The following is a 21,890-nucleotide window of genomic DNA, read 5'->3' as shown; positions in this document are numbered from 1 at the left end:
ATGATGCGCGCTTCCCTCTTTTCTTTTTTTATGTTGATCCAGTTGTACGCGCTGGCACAGAACAAACAAATAGTAGGTCGATTGGTGGATCAGTCGACCCAAAAACCAATCGCCTCTGCCAGCGTCATGGTGAAAAACAATGATCAAAAAATCATTGCTTTCAAAGCAACAGATAAGGAGGGAAATTTCTCTATTACAACCGATAAAAGTCTAGAAAGCTGCTTTCTTGAAATTAACCACCTCGGTTACAACAAACATAAGGAAGTATTGACCAGCAAGCTCACCGGACTTTTCATTGAACTGAAACAGAAGAAAATTGTATTAGATGATATCCATGTTAAAAGCAGACCGCAAGTACGCCGACTCGGGGATACACTCGCTTATAATGTAGGAAGTTTCGCACAGGAAGAAGACCGCAGTATTGGCGATGTTCTAAAACGCATGCCTGGGATGGAAGTCACAGAATCGGGACAGATCAAATACCAAGGTAAAGCTATTTCTAATTTTTACATCGATGGCGACGATCTCTTAGATGACCGTTACAACATTGGAACACGGACCATACCACACAAAATGGTCCAGGACATCCAGGTATTGAACAACCACGAACATCTAAAAGTGTTGAAAAACAAGCGATTTAGCGATCAAGTCGCAATCAACCTAGTCATAAAAGAAGATGCTAAGCTAAAGATGACAGGTGAAGCAAAAATAGGGGCGGGGCTACCCGAACAATATGATAGTGAACTCAACAACATTCTGTTTAACAAGAAGTACAAAATGTTGAATGTGTTGAATGGGAATAACACCGGTAAAGATTTAACGGGTGATTTGGTCGGATACAATAGAGAGAACACCTTGAGTCGGCTAGGTACGTCGCCCATAAATAACCTATTATCCCTCGGAACAGTCGGCGCTCCACCCATTGCCAAGCCCTATTACTTTATGAACAACACCGCGGCTATCAACACGAATAACCTGTTTAATCTAGCGAACAAATGGCAACTTAAATCCAACGTACAGGCTCTTTTTGATAAAAACAGCCAAAGTTTTAGTGGACGAACAGACTACTTTACGCAGGACGAAACCATTTCATTTATTGAGCAGCAGCGTAGCGAAATAAAAGAGTGGCTGGCAGCGATCCGGTTAACGGCATCTAAAAACATGGACACCAAGTTTATCAGCAATGCCCTTTCCTTTGAGTATGAAAAAGAGAATGGACAAGCGACTATCGAAAGCAACAACAATCCTATTTCTGTAAATCGTAACCATCGTATTTCAGGCATCAGTAACAAGTTGGAATATGTCCCTCAACTAAAAAATGGGGATGTTATCCAATTTAACTGGATCTTCAATTACGGGGAAAAGCCACAAGATTTGATGATCCGTCCCGGCGTGTATGCATCCCTTTTAAACCAAGGTCAACCGTATGAAGAAACAAGACAACATGTTAATGTTCCCAACCTATTTACCCGTTTAACAACAGGATACCGTATTCCTAAAGGGAAAATAAACCAATATTACGGCGTCGGTATAAGCTTGGAAGATCAACGCTTATCCTCCGATATTGCACTCAATATCGAGAACGGAACACTTGTTGTACCACAGATTGATTCTACAGTTAATGATCTACATTGGCGCCGCATTCTCTATAACATCACGGGTGAGTACAGTTGGAAAATCAACCGAGTAGAAGCATCCTTGATGCTGCCAGTAGCCTTGCAGCAAACCACATTTAAAGATGCGGGTTATGCTCTGAACAATAAAGAAAATGATCTTTTATTCAATCCTTCATTTCGACTGAAGCAACGCATAGGAATGGAGGACGAAATGGATTTTACTTACAACTATAGTAATACCTTTGGTAACATCCAAGATATTTATCGTGGAACAATTATCCGCAGCTATCGAAATATATCCCAAAACAACGCCTCTATCAATGAAAGCTCATCACATAGTGCCGGCCTGAATTATAGGCTGAGTCGTACCTTAAAGCTGCTTTATGCCCATGGAGGGATCAACTATTCGCAGACCATACGTAACGCCTTATTCTCACAAGTCATTTCAAACGATATATCGCAAACGATCCTTGTACCCATTAAAAACAAAGTGAACAGTTTTCAGGTCAGTGCCGGATTCGACAAGTATATCTTTGCCCTTGCCAGCACCGTAAAACTACGAGCATCTTGGTCTTATAGCGATTTCAATCAGCTCTTTAATGGCACATTACTACCATTTCAGAACACAAGTTTTTCTGTACAACCGGATGCGGAGATAAAGCTTTGGAAAGATCTCAAATTGTCTTACCAAAGCTCCTTGTCCTGGTCCACATCCAAACAAAAAGATAACTCGACCTTAAATAACAACGTCTTCAGCGCATCGCAGAATATTGGACTTCCATTCTATACCATTAAACGCACCTATGTCCGCGTCAGTGGTAGACATCTCTATAGCAAACAACCAGGTCAACAGGATATAAATTACTTTTTTATCGATGCTTTTGCCCGTTACCGTCATGTAAAATGGAAAACAGATTTTGAATTGAACATGAGTAATCTAGCTAATATCAAGACGTTTAACACCTACAGTATATCGGCCAATCAACAAAATCAAAACAGTTACGACCTGCGTGGACGTATGCTTGTCGCCCGAGTAATCTTTAATCTGTAGAGACAGCACTGGACGGAAATCATCACATGTTCCCCGCACAAAGCCTCTCGCGTTCCTTAACAACCCAGGGTGTCGCCTGAGGAGAATACTTTGTTTCTCTGATAACGTTTTCGTAGATTCCATTATCATAAGCGCATTTTAAACAGTACCTTAGACATAAACCAACCTTATTTTTTTTACGTTTATGAGTACGACAATTTTTGAAAGCAGATATGCCATTGGCCCCAACGAAGCCAAAACTTTAGATACACAAGGACTACGCAAAAACTTCCTGATAGAAAAGATCTTCACCGCCGATAAAATTCATTTTGTTTATTCACACTACGATCGATATATGGCAGGCGGTGCCATGCCTGTATCAGGACCAATAAAGCTAGAAACCATCGAACCACTTCTAAAGGAGCCTTTCTTCCTTTCTCGTCGTGAATTAGGCATTATCAATGTCGGAGGTGCTGGTTTAGTTGATGTTGATGGAACAAGTTATGAAATTGGCCATAAAGAAGCACTATACATTGGAAAGGGAGCACAGGAGGTTTACTTTTCAAGCAATGATAAAAACAATCCTGCAAAATTTTATTTAAACTCTACTCCGGCTCATCACAGCTATCCAACCAAACGAGTAACCAAAGATGAAGCTAATAAAATTGAACTGGGAGCTTTAGAAACGGCTAACCATCGCACGATCAATCAGATGTTGTTGAATAAAGTGATCGACACCTGTCAGTTACAAATGGGGATGACCGAGCTGAAGCCAGGATCGGTATGGAACACCATGCCAGCGCATACACACGACCGCCGTATGGAGGTTTACTTCTATTTTGAGGTCCCTGAGGGTCAATCTGTTTCTCACTTTATGGGGCCGACCGACGAAACCCGACACATTTGGATGCAGAATGAACAGGCTGTAATCTCTCCCCCTTGGTCAATACATGCGGGCGCAGGTACAAGCAACTATACCTTTATTTGGGGCATGGCAGGAGAGAACCTCGACTATGATGATATGGATAAATCGCCTATCACCGAATTGCGTTAATGCTCATGCGAAAATTAGGGATAACAGCAGTCACGTTAGCCGTTGCGATGTCGCTGCATGCACAACAGAAGAAAACAATTACCATCTCAAACCCAAGTGCAGCCGATCGACAGGAACTGGTAACTATTCCTTTCCAAACATTAAAACAACAGTTTGGACTGAAAGACACCGTTTTTGTAATTAAGAATAAAAAGAGCGGAGAGGTGTTACCCATCCAGTTTGAAAGACTAGGAAAACAGCATGTTCAAAATGTCTTGATCGAAGCTTCTATCGCGGGAAAGGGAAAGCTAGAGCTTGTTGTTGTGCAAGAAAAAGCACCTGTCGCTATACAAAAAACATATGCGCGCTACGTTCCGGAAAGAAAAGATGACTTTGCCTGGGAGAATAATGTTGTGGCTTTTCGTGCCTACGGAAAAGCGCTGGAAGGAACATCTGAAGATGCACAAGGTTTTGACTTCTGGGCAAAACGCACCAGCGACCTCATTATCAACGAATGGTATGCGACAGGCGACTACCATGCAGACCATGGAAAAGGACTTGATTATTATAGCGTAGGGCAAACATTGGGGGTGGGAGATGTGGCCTTATATTTTGGTGACAAAGTACACTACACCAAACATTATCGCCATTTTGAAATACTAGACAATGGCCCGCTACGTTCCACATTCAAATTGATTTTCGAACCGCAAGCTATTGCCGGCGAGACTATCGTATTGGAAAAGACGATTTCCTTGGACGCCGGAAGCCAACTAAGCAAAGTATCACTCTCGGTAAAAAATACCAATGCCGAACGTACCCCATTGGTCGTGGGTATAGCCAAACGAAAGGAGGAAAGGCCTGATTTTCAATGGGCTTCTGACGACGGAGTTTTCAGCTACTGGGAACCCGCTCAGAATGGCAATATAACGGGAACAGGCTTAATTTTGCCTGATGATCGAGCTGCATTAATCCAAAGTCCGACACAATTCCTGTTTAAAATAACACAGCAAAACAATCAGCCGCTGGAGTACTACATGGGCGCGGCATTCAATAAAGCTGGTGCTATTACTTCTGACGAGCAATGGCATATGTATCTCCTGACAAAAGCAGAACATCTACACCATCCTTTAACTATTAAATACAACAAATAATGTCAATCTTATCTTCCTTTGATTTAACCGGTAAAATCGCCTTAGTAACAGGCTGTAAGCGAGGTATTGGCCTTGCTATTGCGGAAGCTTTGGCCGAGGCGGGTGCGGATGTTATCGGTGTGTCAGCAAGTCTGGAATCGTCCGGCTCCAAAGTTGAGCAAGCTGTTAACGCCCAAGGTCGAAACTTTTACCCTTACCAATGTGATTTTTCTAATCGATCAGCGCTCTACGGTTTTATTGAACAGGTAAAAAAAGATCACCCTACAATAGATATCCTCTTTAACAATGCGGGCAATATCCTACGTGCTCCGGCAGCCGAGCATCCGGACAGCTACTGGGACGAGATAATCGAAATAAACCAAAATGCTCAATTTATCCTTACCAGAGAGCTAGGGAAGGAGATGATTTCACGTGGATCGGGAAAGATCGTATTCACCGCATCGCTGTTAACCTTCCAAGGGGGAATAAACGTTCCTGGGTATGCCGCTTCCAAGGGGGCGATCGGTTCCTTAACAAAAGCATTTGCTAACGAATGGGCCAGCAAAGGAGTGAATGTAAATGCGATCGCTCCTGGCTACATTGCAACCGACAATACCGAAGCGCTACGCGACGATCCGGAACGCTCAGCTTCGATCTTAGGTCGTATTCCGGCCGGTCGCTGGGGCGAACCACAAGACTTTAAAGGGCCCGCCGTATTCCTTGCTTCTTCTGCATCGGATTACGTACACGGCACGATCTTAACCGTCGATGGCGGTTGGATGGGCCGATAAAAAAACGGGGCCATTTATCGTGGCCCCGTTTCCTCTATTTCAAATCTTTCAAAATTTCCTGTACAGCTCGTTCTAACTGCGGATCTTTATCGTTCACCCGGTCTTCTACGGTATTTTTAACGTAGATATCTGGTGCAACACCTGTCAGCTCTAAATCTTGACCGTCCAATGTGTAACATCCCCAAGCCGGTACCCGATACATCGAACCATCCACCAAGCCTTTGGCCGAAGTAAAGATAATCCATCTGTATGTCTCGGTTCCAATAATTTTCCCAAGCTTCAAAGCTTTAAATCCCGCAGCAGTCATCTCCGCATCGCTCAATGATTGTTCATTGATTAAGAGCACAATTGGCTTCGCTCCGGGCGCGAAATTACTCTGAGGCGACTTCTTCCCGCCGCGATATTGCCATTGCAAATAAGGTCGTTGTGCTAAGAAACGTAATACCTCATCATGTACATTTCCACCTGTATTAAAACGTAAATCGAGAATAATACCCTCTTTATTATTTTCCTGCTCGGCCATATCCAGCAAGAACTGGTTCAGCTGATCGCCCCCCATATTCTTCATGTGCGAATATGCTATACGATTTTTACCCCATTCGTCAACTTTTTTACGATTTCCTTTAATCCACTCATTGTACAGCTGTTCCTTTTGTGCGCCCGATGTTTGGGGACGGATATTGATATTCATGTCCTTACCGTTACGCTTTAACCGCAACGTCATCTCCTGCAATAACGACGGCTGCATAAAGTAAGCATCCCGATCGCGCGTTTTATCAACCTCCACACCATTTACGGCAACCAATTCATCCCCAGGTTGTATATCCACTCCCACGCGACTAGCCGGACTGTTCGCAATAATGCGCGCTACCGTAAACGGTTGATCCGTACGAAACTCCAAGCCCACTTCATTGCTGGCTGTTCTGAAATCCTTACGCTCTTCTGGACCTGATGAATTAAATCCTAAATGCGAAGCGTTCAACTCGCCCAACATATCATTGAGCAACACACGTAGATCCATACGGTTACTGATATGAGGAAGATACGACGCATACCGCTTTTTCATGGCCTGCCAATCAACACCATGAAATGTACCATCATAGAAATTCTCTTCTATTCCCGCCCATGTTTCGTAGAACATCTGGTTAAACTCTTGCTCTAGATTCCGTTGAAATTTCTGCGAAATCTCAATCTTATCTAATTTATTCGCCTCTAGGTTGTATTTCTGCACCGAACCACGGCTCAACACAAAATATTTTCCTCCCACTTCCAGTAGGCCACCCCACCCACCATCAATCACTTTCTCTGTTTTGTTTGGCGTAAAAGGCTCCATAATGGTGCGATAAACCGCGCCTTTCCCTTCGCTGTGGTTAGAATAGTAGAACACATAATCTTTATCGCCTTTCTTAAGCAACTCGGGGTTATATTGTGTTCCAAAACCAGGACTTACCTGCGTGATGCGATCTAGCAATCCTTGCGTATTGATGGTTACCACGGTTTTACCTTTTGTAGTGCTCCCTGCACTTACAGGTTCTTTTTTCGCAACATCCGCTCCCTTTTTAACGGAGTCTGGAGTCATCTTTGGCGCTTCTTTGAATAGCTCATCAAACTTACTCGTACGGTACTCTTCATCGAAATTATCTAATGCCATACGATAGATACTTGCATTCTGCATGCCCATGGGATAGGAAGGCTTAATACGATTGCTCGCAAAATAAATGTACTTCCCATCTGGAGACCAAGCCGGACTCGTTTCAGAAACGCCGGTATTCGTAAGGTTAATTGTTTTGTTTGTCTTTAGTTCATGTACAAAGATATCTTGCTCGAAGTTGCGATACGCTGTAAAGAGAACATACGCATCATCAGGAGAGAAAGATGGTGTCGAGTTCTGGAAAGCCCATATCTCATCCTTCACCACCGTCTTACTCTGTAAATCTTTAAGATCCATAATGCGGACCTCATCACGTCCACTCAAATAAACGGCCTGACTACGATCTTTGTTGAATGCAATATCTCGGTTATTACGCTTATCTGATGTAAGTTGCTTCGCAGCACCTGTTCCGTCAGCGGCAATCGTATACCAGTTTAAATACCCCTCAAATGTTTGATTGATAAGCAATGTACGATTATCCTTTAACCACTTGACTTCCATAATACGCTCCCCTAAACTGGGCATCTGGCGTACAAATTTCCCCTCTACATCACTCACAAAGAGCTCCCCGCGAGAAACAAATGCTAACTTCTTTCCATCAGGCGAGACGTCCATATTGGAAATATTATCCTTGACATCAAACTCCTGTTTCTTATCGAGTACTACATTTCGGCTCAATGTCACCTGCGGTTTTACCGTCTTTTTTGACGCAACATCATACACAAACAGTTGATAGTCTTTTTCGAAGGCGACTTTATTTCCATTTGCAGATACATTCGGTCGCTTAATGGACGTAGGGAAATTCGTTAATTCGGTCTTTTTCCCGTTAACGAAGGTATAGAGATTAAATTCATCATTTCCTTCATCAGAAGCAAAATAGATGGTTCCCTTACGATCAACGCTACCCCAAAAATCTTTCCCTGCGTAATCAGTAAGCTGCTTAAAACTCTTGTTCTTAGGATTGTAGGAGAAGATATCCGGATTAAAAGCGCCTTTGTAACGTTTCCGATTTGCGGCCGAATAACTCTCCCACGAATCGTTGAACAACAACTCGCCTTGCGGGGTTTCCACCACATTATGGATCGTATTGAAATAATGTCCAAAAACACGCGTTGCCGTGCCTCCTTCGATATTGACCTGATAACTGCTGAAATTATTATAACGACTGGACGTGAAATAAATGGACTTACTATCCCAGCTCCAGCTATCAACCACATCACCTGCCTCATGGAACGTCAATTGCTTGATATCTCCGCCTTCTAACGGCATAAGATAAACATCCATATTCCCGTTTTGATCGGCAGAAAAAGCCAACCACTTGCCATCAGGAGAGATACGTGGGGCGAGTTCATTGCCCGTCATTGCTGTCAGTCGTAACGCCAGCCCTCCATCGGTAGGAACACGCCAAAGATCACCGTTATATGCAAATACCATTGTACTTCCATCCGGGCTCAACGTAGGATAGGATAGGAAAGATGGCGTAGTGGTCTGCGCATGTAGCAGCGCAGCAGGCCACGAGAGAGCCAAAGCCCAAATCAGATTTTTGATCATAAATATTGTAATAGGTTAAACCACAAAGGATACGCTTAATACTCTCGCGGTTAATTCGTTCTAAAACAAAAATACATAAAATACACTATATCAAGTACGCCCCAATTATAACCTTTTGCTTACAATACCAATCCGATCTTACTACACTCAATCTCCAAACGCACAACGAGTAAACATGATCGTCCTTCATAAAAATATAACACAGGGTTAAAATGAACTTTGTCCACAGTTAACATAGCTGAAATAGATTTGTAATACACTAAATCGAAAACAAATAAGCATGATTTTACTACTACGAAAAAACAGTTTAACTTATTTACTTTTTACCGTATTGAGCTTCCTGTTGCACCTTTCAGCCGCCGGGCAAGGTACACAAGCATCAATTTCGGGAACGATTTCAAATGAAAAAAATGCCACGGTTAGTGGTGTCACCGTACGGATCAAAAATGAATCTACCGGATTCACCACAACGACCGTAACCAACGATCGAGGAAATTATGATTTCAAACAGCTGCCCTTGGGTGGACCGTATACCGTAACGGCCAACCATATCGCTGATGGTGAAGGCCAAATAACCAATGTCTTTATTAACCAAGGGGATGTTGCTCGTGTAAACATCCAAATACTTTCTAAAACAGTATCGCTTGACGCCATTGAGGTAAAAGCTTCCGGCCTCAAGAATAGTAAAGATTATTTTGGAGCGGCTACGGCTTTCTCTTCAAAGGATATAAGCTCGTTGCCTGTCAATGGTCGTAACTTCACCTCCTTGACCGACCTTTCACCTTTGGCACGCGGAGGTAGTATCTCCGGACAGCTAGGTTCGTCTACGAACTTTACAATCGACGGTATGAATGCAAAAAACCCGACCTCAGCGGGCTCTACAACCAGCCGCAGTGGCGCGCCGTATTCTGTTTCTATGGAAGCGGTACGTGAGTTCAAGGTCGTAACCAATCAATATGATGTTACTTTTGGTCGCAGTGGAGGTGGTACCATCAGTGCGGCAACAAAAGCAGGAACAAATACGGTAACAGGATCGGTATTCGGTTTCGGTCGAGCCGATTGGTTAACCAGTAAATATGATATTCGCGGCAACAAACGTGTCGGGAACTACTCCACATACCAGTATGGTTTCTCGTTAGGCGGTCCGATTATCAAAGATAAACTTCACTTCTTTGCGGTATGGGACAGACAACAAGATAACCGGTCTTTATTGATTGCGAATATCCAGTCTCCAGCAGATGAGGTGTTATACCGTATTAATCAGTCTACATTAGACGAGTACCTGGATATTGCTCGGCGCAAATATGGCGTATCGGCTCAATCGCAAACAGGCTCTATTGACAAGAAAAGAACATCAGATGCCGGATTCCTTCGTTTGGATTGGCAGATCAATGAGAAAAACTTATTGACCATCCGTAACAATATGACGTACGATTACAATCCGTTAGGCCTAGGCGACAACACCAGCATCAATATCTTAGAGTCTTACGGTAACGACAAAAACTTTGACAACAGTCTGTTAGCGACCCTACGCACGTCAATATCGCCGCGGATTACCAACGAAATGAAACTACAGCACCTTTATGTTTACCAAAACAGTACGCAAAACGATCAGATTGGCAATAGCTATATTCCACGTGCAATTGTAGAGAATATTGTTTCTAAAATTGACGGTAAAGACCTTTCTACAGCAATACAACTTGGGGGACACCGTTTCGCACAAGAGAGCTTTAAGAATCATGTCTTTCAATTTACGAACAACTTATATTACGACACAGATCTGGCAAAGTATACATTTGGTGTAGACGTGATGGCAACACGTTCCACTTCGATATACGGATCAGAAGTTAATGGTCGTTTCCACTTCACAAGTACAACAAGTAAAGATCCGGCAATCCCTTCCACAACGGCTCTGCAGAATTTTGAGAATTTAAAACCGTACCGATATTATCGTGAAGTTCCACTGAAGGATGATGTCGCTGTACGTGGAACAATTATGAATTTCGGCCTTTATGGTCAAATGAAAACCAACCTTGCTGACGGACTAGAAATGACAGCGGGTTTACGTGCGGACTATGCCGCATATCCGACAGCAAATTTCAATAAACTGGTTTTTGATGAGCTCGGCATTCGTACAGATAATAAGATCAAGTCTTTTATCCTGCAACCGCGTTTACAATTTAGTTGGGATATTAATGAAAATCAAACCGACTATCTTCGCTTCGGTGCAGGGGTGTTTGCTTCAGACATCAACAACTACATGATTATCAATAACCTTACCTTCGATGGGTCCAACTTTGCAACAGTGGACGTGCGTGGAGCAGATGTGCCAACACCTGATTTCAACGCATACCGGAACGATGTCAATAGCATACCATCCTTAGCTCAACATCAACTTCCGATGATAAACTACACGGGTAAGGACGCAAAAGTGCCAACGGTCTACAAAGCAAATATCTCATACTCCAAGTTACTGACCGATAAGTTAAAAGTTGGGGTTACAGGCTTTATGACGTTAGCCCGAAATAACTATACATATGTAGACCGCAACATGGTGAACGATCCTTTCTTCCGCTTAGCAAATGAAGGAAACAGAGGTGTATTTGTTCCGGCAAACAGCATTCCGGTAGACAATGGACAACCCGATTGGAAAGCGGGGCGTATTTCAAACAAATTGGGACGTGTTATGGAATTGACCAGCATGGGTAAAATCAACCAGTTTGCAGTAGTTCTTGACGGTACCTACAACTACTTTAAAGATGGGGCGATCACGGTAAGCTACACGTGGAACGATACAAAAGATAACACGTCATTCAATGGTAATGTGGCCAACACAGCGACCTTATCACAGCCCGTTGTTGATGACCCACGTAACTTGAGTACAATTACTTATTCTGATAATCAGTTTAGACACAAAGTCGTTGTGTACGGTAATCTTCCTACATTTTATGGAGTACAAATTGGCTTCCGATACACAGGTCTTGGCGGTACGCGCTACAGCATTTTATCGGGGGGTAATACCAACGGCGACTTTGTTACTTCAAGCAACGACCTGGCTTACATCTTTGATTACAACAACACGAACACGCCAGAACATCTTCGCAAAGGTTTACAAGCGATCTTAGATAACCCTGATGCCAGCCAAAGTATGAAGGACTTTGTTTCCTCTTCGGCCGGACAAGTGGCAAAACGTAATGGCGGTGTCAATGATTTCTTTGGTACCATTGACTTGCGCGTAGCGAAGAAAGTTCGTTTCTACAGAACGCACTCTATTGAGGTTTCCGCTGATATCTTCAACTTCGCCAACATGCTGAACAAAGAACGTGGCGTAAACAAATCATTAGGAAACCAATCACTTTACCGGGTGACGGGATTTGATGCAGCCAAACAAGAATACAACTACCAAGTAAATAGTGCTGGAGTGGCTGGTTTCTCTGGAAATCCGTTTCAAGTACAGCTTGGGGTTCGTTACGCTTTTTAATAGACACATTTCCTCCTCCATATGTGAAACAAGGCTGCCCCACAAAAGTGGGTGCAGCCTTTGTAATTGTAATAATATACTAGTTTAATGGAAATCCGTTGGCGCTCCTCTGGTAAATAAAATAAAAATAACAGATATTAGTAGGGTTCAACCACAACCTATTTTTAATGATGGAAAGTAGAAGAGATTTTTTAAAAAAAGCAGGAATGCTTGCCGGTACTTTTGGACTGTTTAACAGCTTGCCACAGTCTATCCAAGCCGCCTTAGCCATAAACCCCGCACTTGGATCCACCTATATGGACGCCGAACATATTGTATTGTTAATGCAAGAAAATCGTTCATTCGACCATAGCTTTGGAAGCCTTAAAGGAGTACGCGGATTTCACGATAGTCGCACCGTTGTTTCTCCAGATCGTCGTCCAGTATGGTTACAGTCGTACAAAAATGGAGACACTTACATGCCATTTCGTTTGGACATCAAGAACTCCCGGGCAGCCTGGATGCAGGACTTGCCACATTCCTGGGAAAACCAAATTGGTGCTTGGAATAAAGGGAAGTTCAACAACTGGCTTGAATGGAAACGATCCGGCAATAAGAATTACCGGGACCTTCCTTTGACGCTGGGTTACTATACACGAGAAGATATTCCATTTTATTATGCTTTTGCAGATGCTTTTACAATCTGTGATCAGCATTTCTGTTCGTCTATTACGGGAACCACGACGAATCGTCACTTCTTTTGGACAGGTACTTGCGTGCCAGAGAAAGGGGCGAAGCCGCTTGTACGCAACTCAGACACGTATTTTAACCGGATGCGTCATTGGAAAACGTTCCCTGAGCGCTTAGAGGAAGCAGATATCAGCTGGAAAGTATATCAAAATGAAGTGAGCATCAAAAATGATCTCGAAGGTCCACCAGAAAGCTTGCTTGGAAACTTCACCGACAACAATCTGGAATGGTTCGAGCAATACCAAATCCGCTACAAGAAGAGCCATATTGACCACTATGAAAGGCGGATTAAAGAACTGCCGGAAGAGATCGCCGCTCTAACGAAGGAGCTCGCGGGCAAGCATGACCAAAAACTACAGCAAAAGCTGCAACAAAAACAACAGCAGCTTGAAAGCTATGAGACAGAATACAATAAATTTAATGCCAAGCAGTTTGCGCAACTGGATGCGGTAAGTAAAGCATTGCATGAACGTGCTTTCCAAACCAATGAAAACGATCCGCATTACCACGAAACAGAAAATGTTGCGGTTGATGGAATCGAGATTACAGTGCCAAAGGGAGATATTCTCCACCAGTTTCGATCGGATGTTCGCAACGGACAACTTCCGACGGTATCCTGGCTTGTTGCTCCGCAACACTTCTCCGATCATCCAAGTGCACCGATGTATGGTGCTTGGTATGTATCCGAGGTATTGAATATTTTAACCGAAAATCCCGAGGTTTGGAAGAAGACTATCTTTATCCTCAACTACGATGAAAACGACGGTTATTTTGATCACGTACCACCATTTGTAGCTCCAAAACCAGGCGATACTAGCACGGGAATAACTTCCGCTAGTTTAGATTACAGCAGCGAATATGTCACCAAACAGCAGGAGCTGGACTACGGCATTGAAGAAGCTTATGCAACGGAAGGGCCTGTTGGCTTGGGCTACCGCGTGCCACTCATCATAGCGTCGCCATGGAGCAAAGGAGGCTGGGTTAACTCGGAGGTTTGTGACATTACCTCCACCATTCAATTTATGGAGCATTTTCTTTCCAAAAAATATGGTAAACGCATAACGGAAGAGAACATTAGCAGCTGGCGCCGTGCAATTACAGGGGATTTAACATCGGTGTTCAGACCCTTCCAAAAGGAGGAACAAGTCATGCCGGCGTTTTTAGACCGAAATACGCAGGTTGCCCAGATTAACAAAGCGAGGGAGAAACCGGTACCCGATGGATTCAAGAAACTTAGTCCTGCAGAGATAAACCAGGTGATAGCAGGAGGAAGGGTTAGTAGTTCTCCGCATCAAGAACCGGGGACGAAGCCATCTAATGCCTTGAAGTATGAGCTTTATACACAAGATCGTTTACATGGAAATACACTGACGCTCCGCATGGAAAGTAGTCAGCAACTCTTTGGTAAGGCAGCACTCGGTGCAGCGTTCAATGTGTACGCCTATAACCATAGGAGCGAACGCTCCAACTGGTCTTTTGCCTGCTCTCCTGGTGATACGGTAAGCTACGACTGGCATGTTGATGATTTTGAAAATGGCTTGTACCATTTAGCTTTGCATGGCCCGAATGGGTTTTACCGCGAGTTCCAAGGGGGCAAAGGCGATAATGGACTTTCGGTAGATATGCAGTACGATCCGAAAAAGGAGGAGCTCATATTGATCCTGCGCAACCCTTCAACAAAATCTATCGCGCTGGAAATTAAGGATGGCTATCGCTCGCACACAGAGAATAGGGTAGAGGTGGGCGCAAAAAAAGAAAGACAGCTTCGAATTGCGACAAAACAACAGCAGCGTTGGTACGATATCACGATCGTAAACACAAAAGACACCGCATTTAAGCGCCGCTTTGCCGGCCGCCTAGAAAACGGACTGCCGAGCATTACGGATCCACTAATGGCGGGTTAAAATCTGCATCTTATAACTTATACCCAATGCCGAGGATGATTGTCCTCGGCATTACCTGCGTCTCACGCTCCAAGCGGTAATAATCGCAAAAGTACAGTTTGGTAAACACAACAAAAGCACGAAACACTTAGTCTCCCTTCCTCAAATAAAAATAGAATGAACTTCCTGCGCCATACTCACTGGTCACACCAATCTCTCCTCCTTGGGCTTCAATAAATTCCTTACTGATACTGAGCCCCAATCCGGTTCCTCCTTTTTTAGCTCCCGGCACGCGAAAATAACGTTCAAAAATGCGATCAAGATATTTTGGTTCAACCCCTTGTCCGCTGTCTTTTACCGAAAAACGAACGCGCTGATCCGCTGCTTCAACCTGTATATGAACCATTGAATGTTCATGCGAATACCGCACCGCATTCGACAGAAAATTAGTCAGCACCCAAGCCGTTTTTTCGTTATCTGCAAACACTGTCTGTACTTGCGGATCAACATCAATCTTAAAACCAATTCCTTTTTGCTCCGCCGCCGACCTATTCGCCTTAACTGCATACTCGATCATTGGCTCCACCTCGGCAGGATGCAAATTAATCTGGATCGATCCGCTTTCAACCTGTGTCATATTCAAGAGCTCTCCCGTAATATTCAAGAGCCGTTCTAGATCTTCTTTAACACCACCGACTAGATTTCTCTGCTCTGGATTTAATAAACCAACCCGTTCATTTTCCAACAATTGAACCCCCATCTGAATCGACGCAATCGGCGTCTTAAACTCATGCGAGATTGTTCCGATAAAATTTGTTTTAGCCAGATCCAGCTCCTTAAATGGTGTAATATTTTTAAGGATAACCACTTGGCCAATAAACTGATCTTGCAGTTCACCTGTGGGCGTGACATTAATCGGGATCACGTCCTTCTCAAAATAACTTTCACGTCCATCAGCAAAGATTTTTATCGGTAATTTATCCTCACGTTCACTTGATGCGGTTACCGTATTTTTAAATATATCCCGTATCAAATCGTTCTGCTGTGCGACCTGATCAACCGGCAAATCCAAGAGGTTCTTCTTATCCAGCGCCGTAACTTTTAACATCTCCTCATTGACGAAAATAATCTGTCTATTTTCATCAACCCCAATAACAGGATCATGCATATTATCTATAAGCGCCTCAATACGTTGCTTCGCTTTCAGTATTTTATCCAATTTGCTCTCCGAATATTCCTCTAATTTCTCGGCCATCGTATTAAAGGACTGAGCCAACTCCGCAAACTCACTCGTTCCCGCAAAATGCACCCGCTCGCGGTAGTTTTGACCTGCAATCTGACGAATACTTTCGGTTAGCTTACGAATCGGATCCGCAATATTGGATGGGAGATTAATCAATAAAGTAAACGCAATAACAAAACATAGGGTTCCTGCAATCGAGATTACAATAACCGCTTGTTCCGCTGTCTGCTCGGCAACCTTACTTTTCAAGGATATCGCGTGCATATTCTGCTCCATCAGCTGCGTTAAATCCATACGAATGGCTGATATTATCGTGCTATTACCGGGTTCCTTCTGTAAAGCCTCATAATGCGACACAATGGCATTTGTGGTCATCTGTTCACCTTGCTCCGTCACATTCTCTCGTTGCTTATCCAAGTTGATAGACAAGCGCCCCAAAGCACTTGGGTCTTGAGGCAATTCCTCGAGTGCACGCAACATATTTTTAGCATATAACAACGTGTTATAATTTGCTGTTAAGATGTTTCCGGTATCTTTTTTTAACACATTGATATACCAACCGCCAAGTGCTGCGAGAAGAAATATCATCAAAAAAAGGAGGCCAACGCCAACGTTTAATTTTGCTTTTATTTTCATGATTCTACCGTTTTTCATGTCCCGCTTAGGACAATATCACCAAATCAATATCCGCCTTAGAAAGCTGTCGAAGTAGCTTCCGAAAGGCATCCGTTGCCAAGAGCACCCTACCGAAAGTTAACCGAGGCTTTCCTATACACACCGTCGTAATTCGTCGCAGCGCACATTGCGCCATAATTTCTGAGGCCACACTGCGCCCCTCGACCTTTATAATCTCCGCACCAAGCTCTGTTGCGAGCTTAAAGTTATTTATTAAATACCGTTGTTTATCCAACGCGATTCTGTCGGCACGCTCACGCGGTACCTGCACATATAAAACATACCAACTGCTGTTGTAGTAACTGGCGAGCCTTGCTGTTTTACGGATCACATTTTTTGCTTTTACTTCATTGGAACTGATGCAAGCCAAGAAGCGCTCCGGACGACTTTTCCGCTCCGGGACAACCTCCGCCTCCACCTTTCTTTGCACCTGCGCCGCAACCTCCTTAAGCGCCATTTCCCGTAATTGTAAAATGTATTCGTTCTTAAAAAAGTTCTGAAGCGCTTGTTCTATTTTTGTCGCATCATATATTTTACCCGCCTTCAATCGCGCAATAAGCTCTTCTGCCGTCAGGTCAATGTTCACAACTTCATCCGCGCTATCAACCACACTGTCTGGTATCCGTTCCTGCACTTCAATCCCAGTAACCGCTTTCACCGCTTCGTTCAGGCTTTCGATATGTTGTATATTGACTGCGCTGATCACGTTGATGCCCGCATCCAGAATATCCATGACATCCTGCCAACGTTTCTCGTTTTTGCTCCCTTCAATATTAGTATGCGCCAGCTCATCCACAATTACGATCTCCGGTCGAATGTTCAGGATCGCTTGTACGTCCATCTCCTCAAGCTCCTTCCCTTTGTAGAACAGCGTTCGCCGTGGGATCAACGGGAGCCCTTCGAGCAGGGCATGTGTATCTTTTCGAAAGTGCGTTTCAATATACCCGATCCGCACATCTACGCCACTAGCCAGCAGATCGTGTCCCTCCTGAAGCATCCGGTACGTTTTACCGACCCCGGCACTCATCCCGATGTAGAGCTTGAAGCGCCCCCGTTTGGAGCGTCGGATTAAATCCAAAAAGTGTTCCGCACTTTTTCTATCTTCTGCTTCCATATATTATCCTTCTTGTTGATTCTTTTGTTGTGTGGCTCCATTCCTACAATCGTCGTTTAAAAACTAACCGCCAAAGCCGTTACCGCCATCGGACTACTTTTCTCCAGTTCTCCCTTTCGATCACCAAACAACGCCCCCTTACTGCTAAAATTCCGTAGCTCGGTACGCCATACCACATTGGGCAAAATCGCATAATCCACATTCATCGAATACCCAAATGTACGGAATCCATAAGCTGTTTCCGTCGCGATAATCACGCCATTTTTATCGTTATAATACTCTCCTCTAGCCGCAATCGCGACCTTATCCGTGGGCGAATATCGCGCAATCAACACCGGCGTATACCACGTGTTATAACGACTACTTCCTTTTGCTTTTTGTTCCGCACCGATATCAAATCCTACCGTAATGCCAAACTGACGACTTGCTTGATAAATAGCATAAAAATTATGAAAATACCGCATCTGTCGAACGCTATCGGCCTTATCACTTCCGATAAAGGAACCACTATTCAAGGTTAATTTATCGGTCGGTTTAAACGTTACCTGATGGCCAAATGCCGGAAGGCTATTGCCCTCAACACGCTGAATGCGTTGCCAACCGTTAAGCACCAATCCGCTAAGGAACCATCGCCCAGAAGGAGAGGTGTACGAAACTTTTGCCCCTGTTTCGAAATAAGGAGAATTCTCCGCAAACAAACTTCGTGTCAGCGTCCAGTTGTCTTTCCCAACAGCACTTTCAAACCCTAAGTGAGATGAAAAGACGCCCGCATCGATCCAGAGATCATGCTTTTTGGAGATCTTGATGCCGACATTAGCTTCGTAGATGTTCTTTGCGACACCTGGTTCAGCCGAATAATTCGCATTCATATAGGTTCCTGTAGCGAGTGCCAGGTTGGCCCGCGTGTTGGTCGTACCATAAGCTGCTTTAAAAAAGGCCAGGTTCACATTCACTTCATTATTCCGATTGTGACTATATATAAAATTCGGGCGCGTATTTCCGATCGGATTATTAAAGTCGTAGAGGTAGTATGCTTCCGCATAACCACTAAAGTTCAACGCTTTGGTCGTTGTATTTTCTTGCGCAAAAAGGCTGCCTATTCCACCGAGCATAAGCCCGGTCAAAATTGTTGTATTTTTCATAAAAATGTTTGATGATGTGATTGAAATGAAATTTCATGGAAGTTGTCAAAGGTACGAGCCAAAGGCTCGCGCCAGCAAGGTTAGCAGAGCCAGCAAGTGTTGACGAAAATATCCATTGAAGACAGCGTATCAAAACGTCATGCCGACGAACCTGCCAAGGACACGAGCCAAAGGCTCGCGCCAGCCAGGTCAGCAAACGTTACCACTTAGTTCTTGCTTTCTTTGTCCAATGCAATATTTAGTTCCAAAACATTGATTTTTTCGGGGCCGAACAATCCCCATAACGGTTTCTGCGTATGCTTTTTCACCAGCGCCTGTACGTGCTCCACATCTAAACCACGCGCTTTCGCCACTCGCGATACCTGTGCTGCAGCCCCTTGAGGTGATATATCCGGATCGAGACCACTACCGCTCGCAGTCACCATTTCTACCGGAATATGCGCCTCAGGAACGTCGGGGTTATGGATCAAAAACGTATCGATTCGTGTTTTCACTTCCGCCAGATAATCTTCATTCGAAGGCCCTTTATTACTACCAGCCGATCCAGCAGCATTATAATCCACCGCCGAAGGGCGGGACCAGAAGTAGCCATCCTCCGTGAAAGATTGTCCGATATTCTTATAATACTTCTTTCCTTTACGTTCAAGGGTATCTCCCATACCGCCACTTGGACTCATCTTTGCTATCGCCCAAACCAGCGCTGGGTAAGCAACAGCCAACAGAACCAATAATACAACAGTCATCTTTATTGCAGCTAATACATTCGTTTTCATCTCTATACTAATTTCAAATCTTTTACTCGGCACCTATAAAAATAAGGACACCACCATGTCTATGGCTTTGATCCCGACAAATGGAATCAATACACCGCCTACGCCAAACACCAAAAGGTTGCATCGCAACAGCGCACTGGCACCAATCGGCTTATAGGCCACCCCTTTAAGCGCCAATGGAATCAGGAACGGAATAATAATCGCATTGAATATCACCGCAGAAAGGATCGCACTCTGCGGACTTTCTAAGCGCATAATATTAAGCCCCTGCAATGCCGGAATGGCTGTAATAAATAGCGCAGGGATAATCGCAAAATATTTCGCTACGTCATTCGCGATACTAAAAGTCGTCAATGTTCCACGTGTCATCAGTAATTGCTTCCCAATTTCCACAACCTCAATAAGCTTGGTCGGATCGTTATCCAAATCCACCATATTTCCTGCTTCTTTCGCCGCCTGTGTACCACTATTCATCGCGACCCCCACATCTGCCTGCGCCAATGCCGGTGCATCATTCGTACCGTCACCCATCATCGCCACCAAACGGCCATTCGCCTGCTCCTGACGGATATACAGCATTTTATCTTCCGGTTTTGCTTCCGCAATAAAATCATCCACACCAGCCTTTTCAGCAATATATTTCGCCGTCAATGGATTATCCCCTGTCACCATCACCGTTTTAATTCCCATTTTTCGCAAACGCTCGAAACGCTCTTGGATCCCCGGCTTAATGACGTCTTGCAGCTCAATAACACCTAGCGCACGTTCATTTTCGGAAACCACCAAAGGCGTTCCTCCATTCTGTGAAATCGCACGCACCCGCTCTTCCACCTCAGCTGGAAATGCATTTCCAGCTTGTGCTACCACGTTGCGGATCGCATCTGTAGCGCCCTTACGTATCCGCGTGTTCCCAAAATCAACACCTGAACTTCGCGTCTCTGCCGTAAATTTCACAAAGGTCGGCTTAGAAACACCATACGTCACCGGATTAACGGCCGCCAACTCAATAATAGATTTTCCCTCCGGTGTTTCGTCCGACATCGAGCTCAATACCGCGGCACGCACCAACACCTCATCCGCAACACCCGGCGCCGCATAAAAATGTGTCGCCTTTCGGTTTCCGATTGTTATCGTCCCCGTTTTATCCAGCAACAACACATCAATATCACCGGCCGTTTCCACGGCCTTACCACTTTTGGTAATCACATTCGCCCGTAAAGCACGGTCCATCCCAGCGATACCAATCGCTGAAAGCAGTCCCCCGATGGTAGTCGGAATCAAACACACAAAAAGCGAAATAAAAGAAGCAATAGTAATACCCACATTAGCATAATCAGCAAATGGTTTTAAAGTAACCGTCACAATAATAAACACCAGTGTAAAACCAGCCAATAAAATCGTCAGTGCAATTTCATTTGGCGTTTTCTGCCGACTAGCCCCCTCTACTAAGGCGATCATCTTATCCAGAAAACTCTCTCCTGGCTGCGTCGTCACCTCCACGATAATCCGGTCGGACAGCACTTTTGTACCACCTGTTACCGAGCTTTTATCTCCACCTGCTTCGCGGATTACAGGCGCTGATTCCCCCGTAATCGCACTTTCGTCGATCGTCGCCAACCCCTCAATAATTTCGCCGTCAGAAGGAATTACATCCCCCGCTTCGCAAACAAAGACATCACCTTTCTTCAGCTGGGCCGAAGATATCGTCTGCCCATTTTTTAGCTTAGCCGGTGTTTCCTCCCTCGTTTTACGTAAACTATCGGCCTGCGCCTTACCTCTTGCTTCGGCGATTGCTTCCGCAAAATTGGCAAAGAGCAGCGTAAGAAATAGGATAAGGAAAACCGTGAAGTTATACCCAAAACTTCCCTGTTCAGTCTCACCCATTAAGACCCAAATACACACGATCGCCATTACAAAAGTTCCGATCTCAACGGTAAACATCACCGGGTTACGAAACATTATTTTTGGATTCAGTTTCACAAAAGACTGCTTCAATGCTTGTTGCATAAGCTCCTTTTGAAACAATGATTGTTGATTGCTCATTTCTA

The 21,890-nt window shown here is 44.2% G+C and carries 12 protein-coding genes; 6 read left to right on the top strand and 6 right to left on the bottom strand.

Features of this window, described 5'->3' with window-relative positions; all coding sequences use genetic code 11:
- From B9Y69_RS13780 to B9Y69_RS13765, 4 genes are all read left to right on the top strand, one after another.
- The gene (locus tag B9Y69_RS13780; RefSeq protein WP_085473558.1) at positions 1–2,667 is read left to right on the top strand and encodes a carboxypeptidase-like regulatory domain-containing protein; all 2,667 of its coding nucleotides are present in this window, start codon (positions 1–3) and stop codon (positions 2,665–2,667) included.
- 184 nt (positions 2,668–2,851) lie between these two features.
- Entirely contained in the window at positions 2,852–3,700 is an 849-nt protein-coding gene (gene kduI, locus B9Y69_RS13775; RefSeq protein WP_085473557.1) for a 5-dehydro-4-deoxy-D-glucuronate isomerase, read from the top strand.
- A 5-nt stretch (positions 3,701–3,705) separates the two neighbouring features.
- Entirely contained in the window at positions 3,706–4,830 is a 1,125-nt protein-coding gene (locus B9Y69_RS13770) for a DUF4861 family protein (protein ID WP_085473706.1), read from the top strand.
- A gap of 5 nt (positions 4,831–4,835) precedes the next feature.
- Entirely contained in the window at positions 4,836–5,600 is a 765-nt protein-coding gene (locus B9Y69_RS13765) for an SDR family NAD(P)-dependent oxidoreductase (RefSeq protein ID WP_200811814.1), read from the top strand.
- Between the two features lie 34 nt (positions 5,601–5,634).
- Here B9Y69_RS13765 and B9Y69_RS13760 read toward each other — a convergent pair whose 3' ends face one another.
- Positions 5,635–8,802 (bottom strand): S41 family peptidase, encoded by a 3,168-nt coding sequence (locus B9Y69_RS13760; RefSeq protein WP_085473555.1) that lies wholly within the window; start codon positions 8,800–8,802, stop codon positions 5,635–5,637.
- Between the two features lie 280 nt (positions 8,803–9,082).
- On the opposite strand from B9Y69_RS13760, the gene B9Y69_RS13755 reads away from it, so the two are divergent.
- Together B9Y69_RS13755 and B9Y69_RS13750 are read left to right on the top strand one after the other, a co-directional pair.
- Entirely contained in the window at positions 9,083–12,283 is a 3,201-nt protein-coding gene (locus tag B9Y69_RS13755) for a TonB-dependent receptor (RefSeq protein WP_085473554.1), read from the top strand.
- A gap of 167 nt (positions 12,284–12,450) precedes the next feature.
- Positions 12,451–14,916 (top strand): phosphocholine-specific phospholipase C, encoded by a 2,466-nt coding sequence (locus B9Y69_RS13750; RefSeq protein ID WP_234991246.1) that lies wholly within the window; start codon positions 12,451–12,453, stop codon positions 14,914–14,916.
- A 127-nt stretch (positions 14,917–15,043) separates the two neighbouring features.
- Here B9Y69_RS13750 and B9Y69_RS13745 read toward each other — a convergent pair whose 3' ends face one another.
- The 5 genes from B9Y69_RS13745 to kdpB all read right to left on the bottom strand — a co-directional run bounded on the left by B9Y69_RS13745 (position 15,044) and on the right by kdpB (position 21,885).
- Complete coding sequence (locus B9Y69_RS13745; protein ID WP_085473705.1) at positions 15,044–16,774, bottom strand: HAMP domain-containing sensor histidine kinase; 1,731 nt, start codon at positions 16,772–16,774, stop codon at positions 15,044–15,046.
- Between the two features lie 25 nt (positions 16,775–16,799).
- Positions 16,800–17,927 (bottom strand): histidine kinase, encoded by a 1,128-nt coding sequence (locus B9Y69_RS13740; protein ID WP_085473552.1) that lies wholly within the window; start codon positions 17,925–17,927, stop codon positions 16,800–16,802.
- Between the two features lie 56 nt (positions 17,928–17,983).
- On the bottom strand, positions 17,984–19,069 hold the full coding sequence (locus B9Y69_RS13735) for a porin (RefSeq protein WP_085473551.1): 1,086 nt from the start codon (positions 19,067–19,069) through the stop codon (positions 17,984–17,986).
- Positions 19,070–19,275: 206 nt separating this feature from the next.
- Positions 19,276–19,842 (bottom strand): K(+)-transporting ATPase subunit C, encoded by a 567-nt coding sequence (locus B9Y69_RS13730; RefSeq protein ID WP_085473550.1) that lies wholly within the window; start codon positions 19,840–19,842, stop codon positions 19,276–19,278.
- Between the two features lie 33 nt (positions 19,843–19,875).
- Positions 19,876–21,885 carry a potassium-transporting ATPase subunit KdpB gene (gene kdpB / locus B9Y69_RS13725; protein ID WP_085473549.1) on the bottom strand — a complete coding sequence of 670 codons (2,010 nt, stop codon included), beginning with the start codon at positions 21,883–21,885 and terminating at the stop codon, positions 19,876–19,878.
- Positions 21,886–21,890: the final 5 nt, after the last annotated feature.

The sequence above is a fragment of the Sphingobacterium psychroaquaticum genome, assembly GCF_900177625.1.
In the GTDB taxonomy this organism is placed as follows: Bacteria; Bacteroidota; Bacteroidia; order Sphingobacteriales; family Sphingobacteriaceae; genus Sphingobacterium; species Sphingobacterium psychroaquaticum.
Note: the sequence above shows the minus strand (reverse complement) of the source record. Positions and strands in the feature narration are given on the sequence as shown.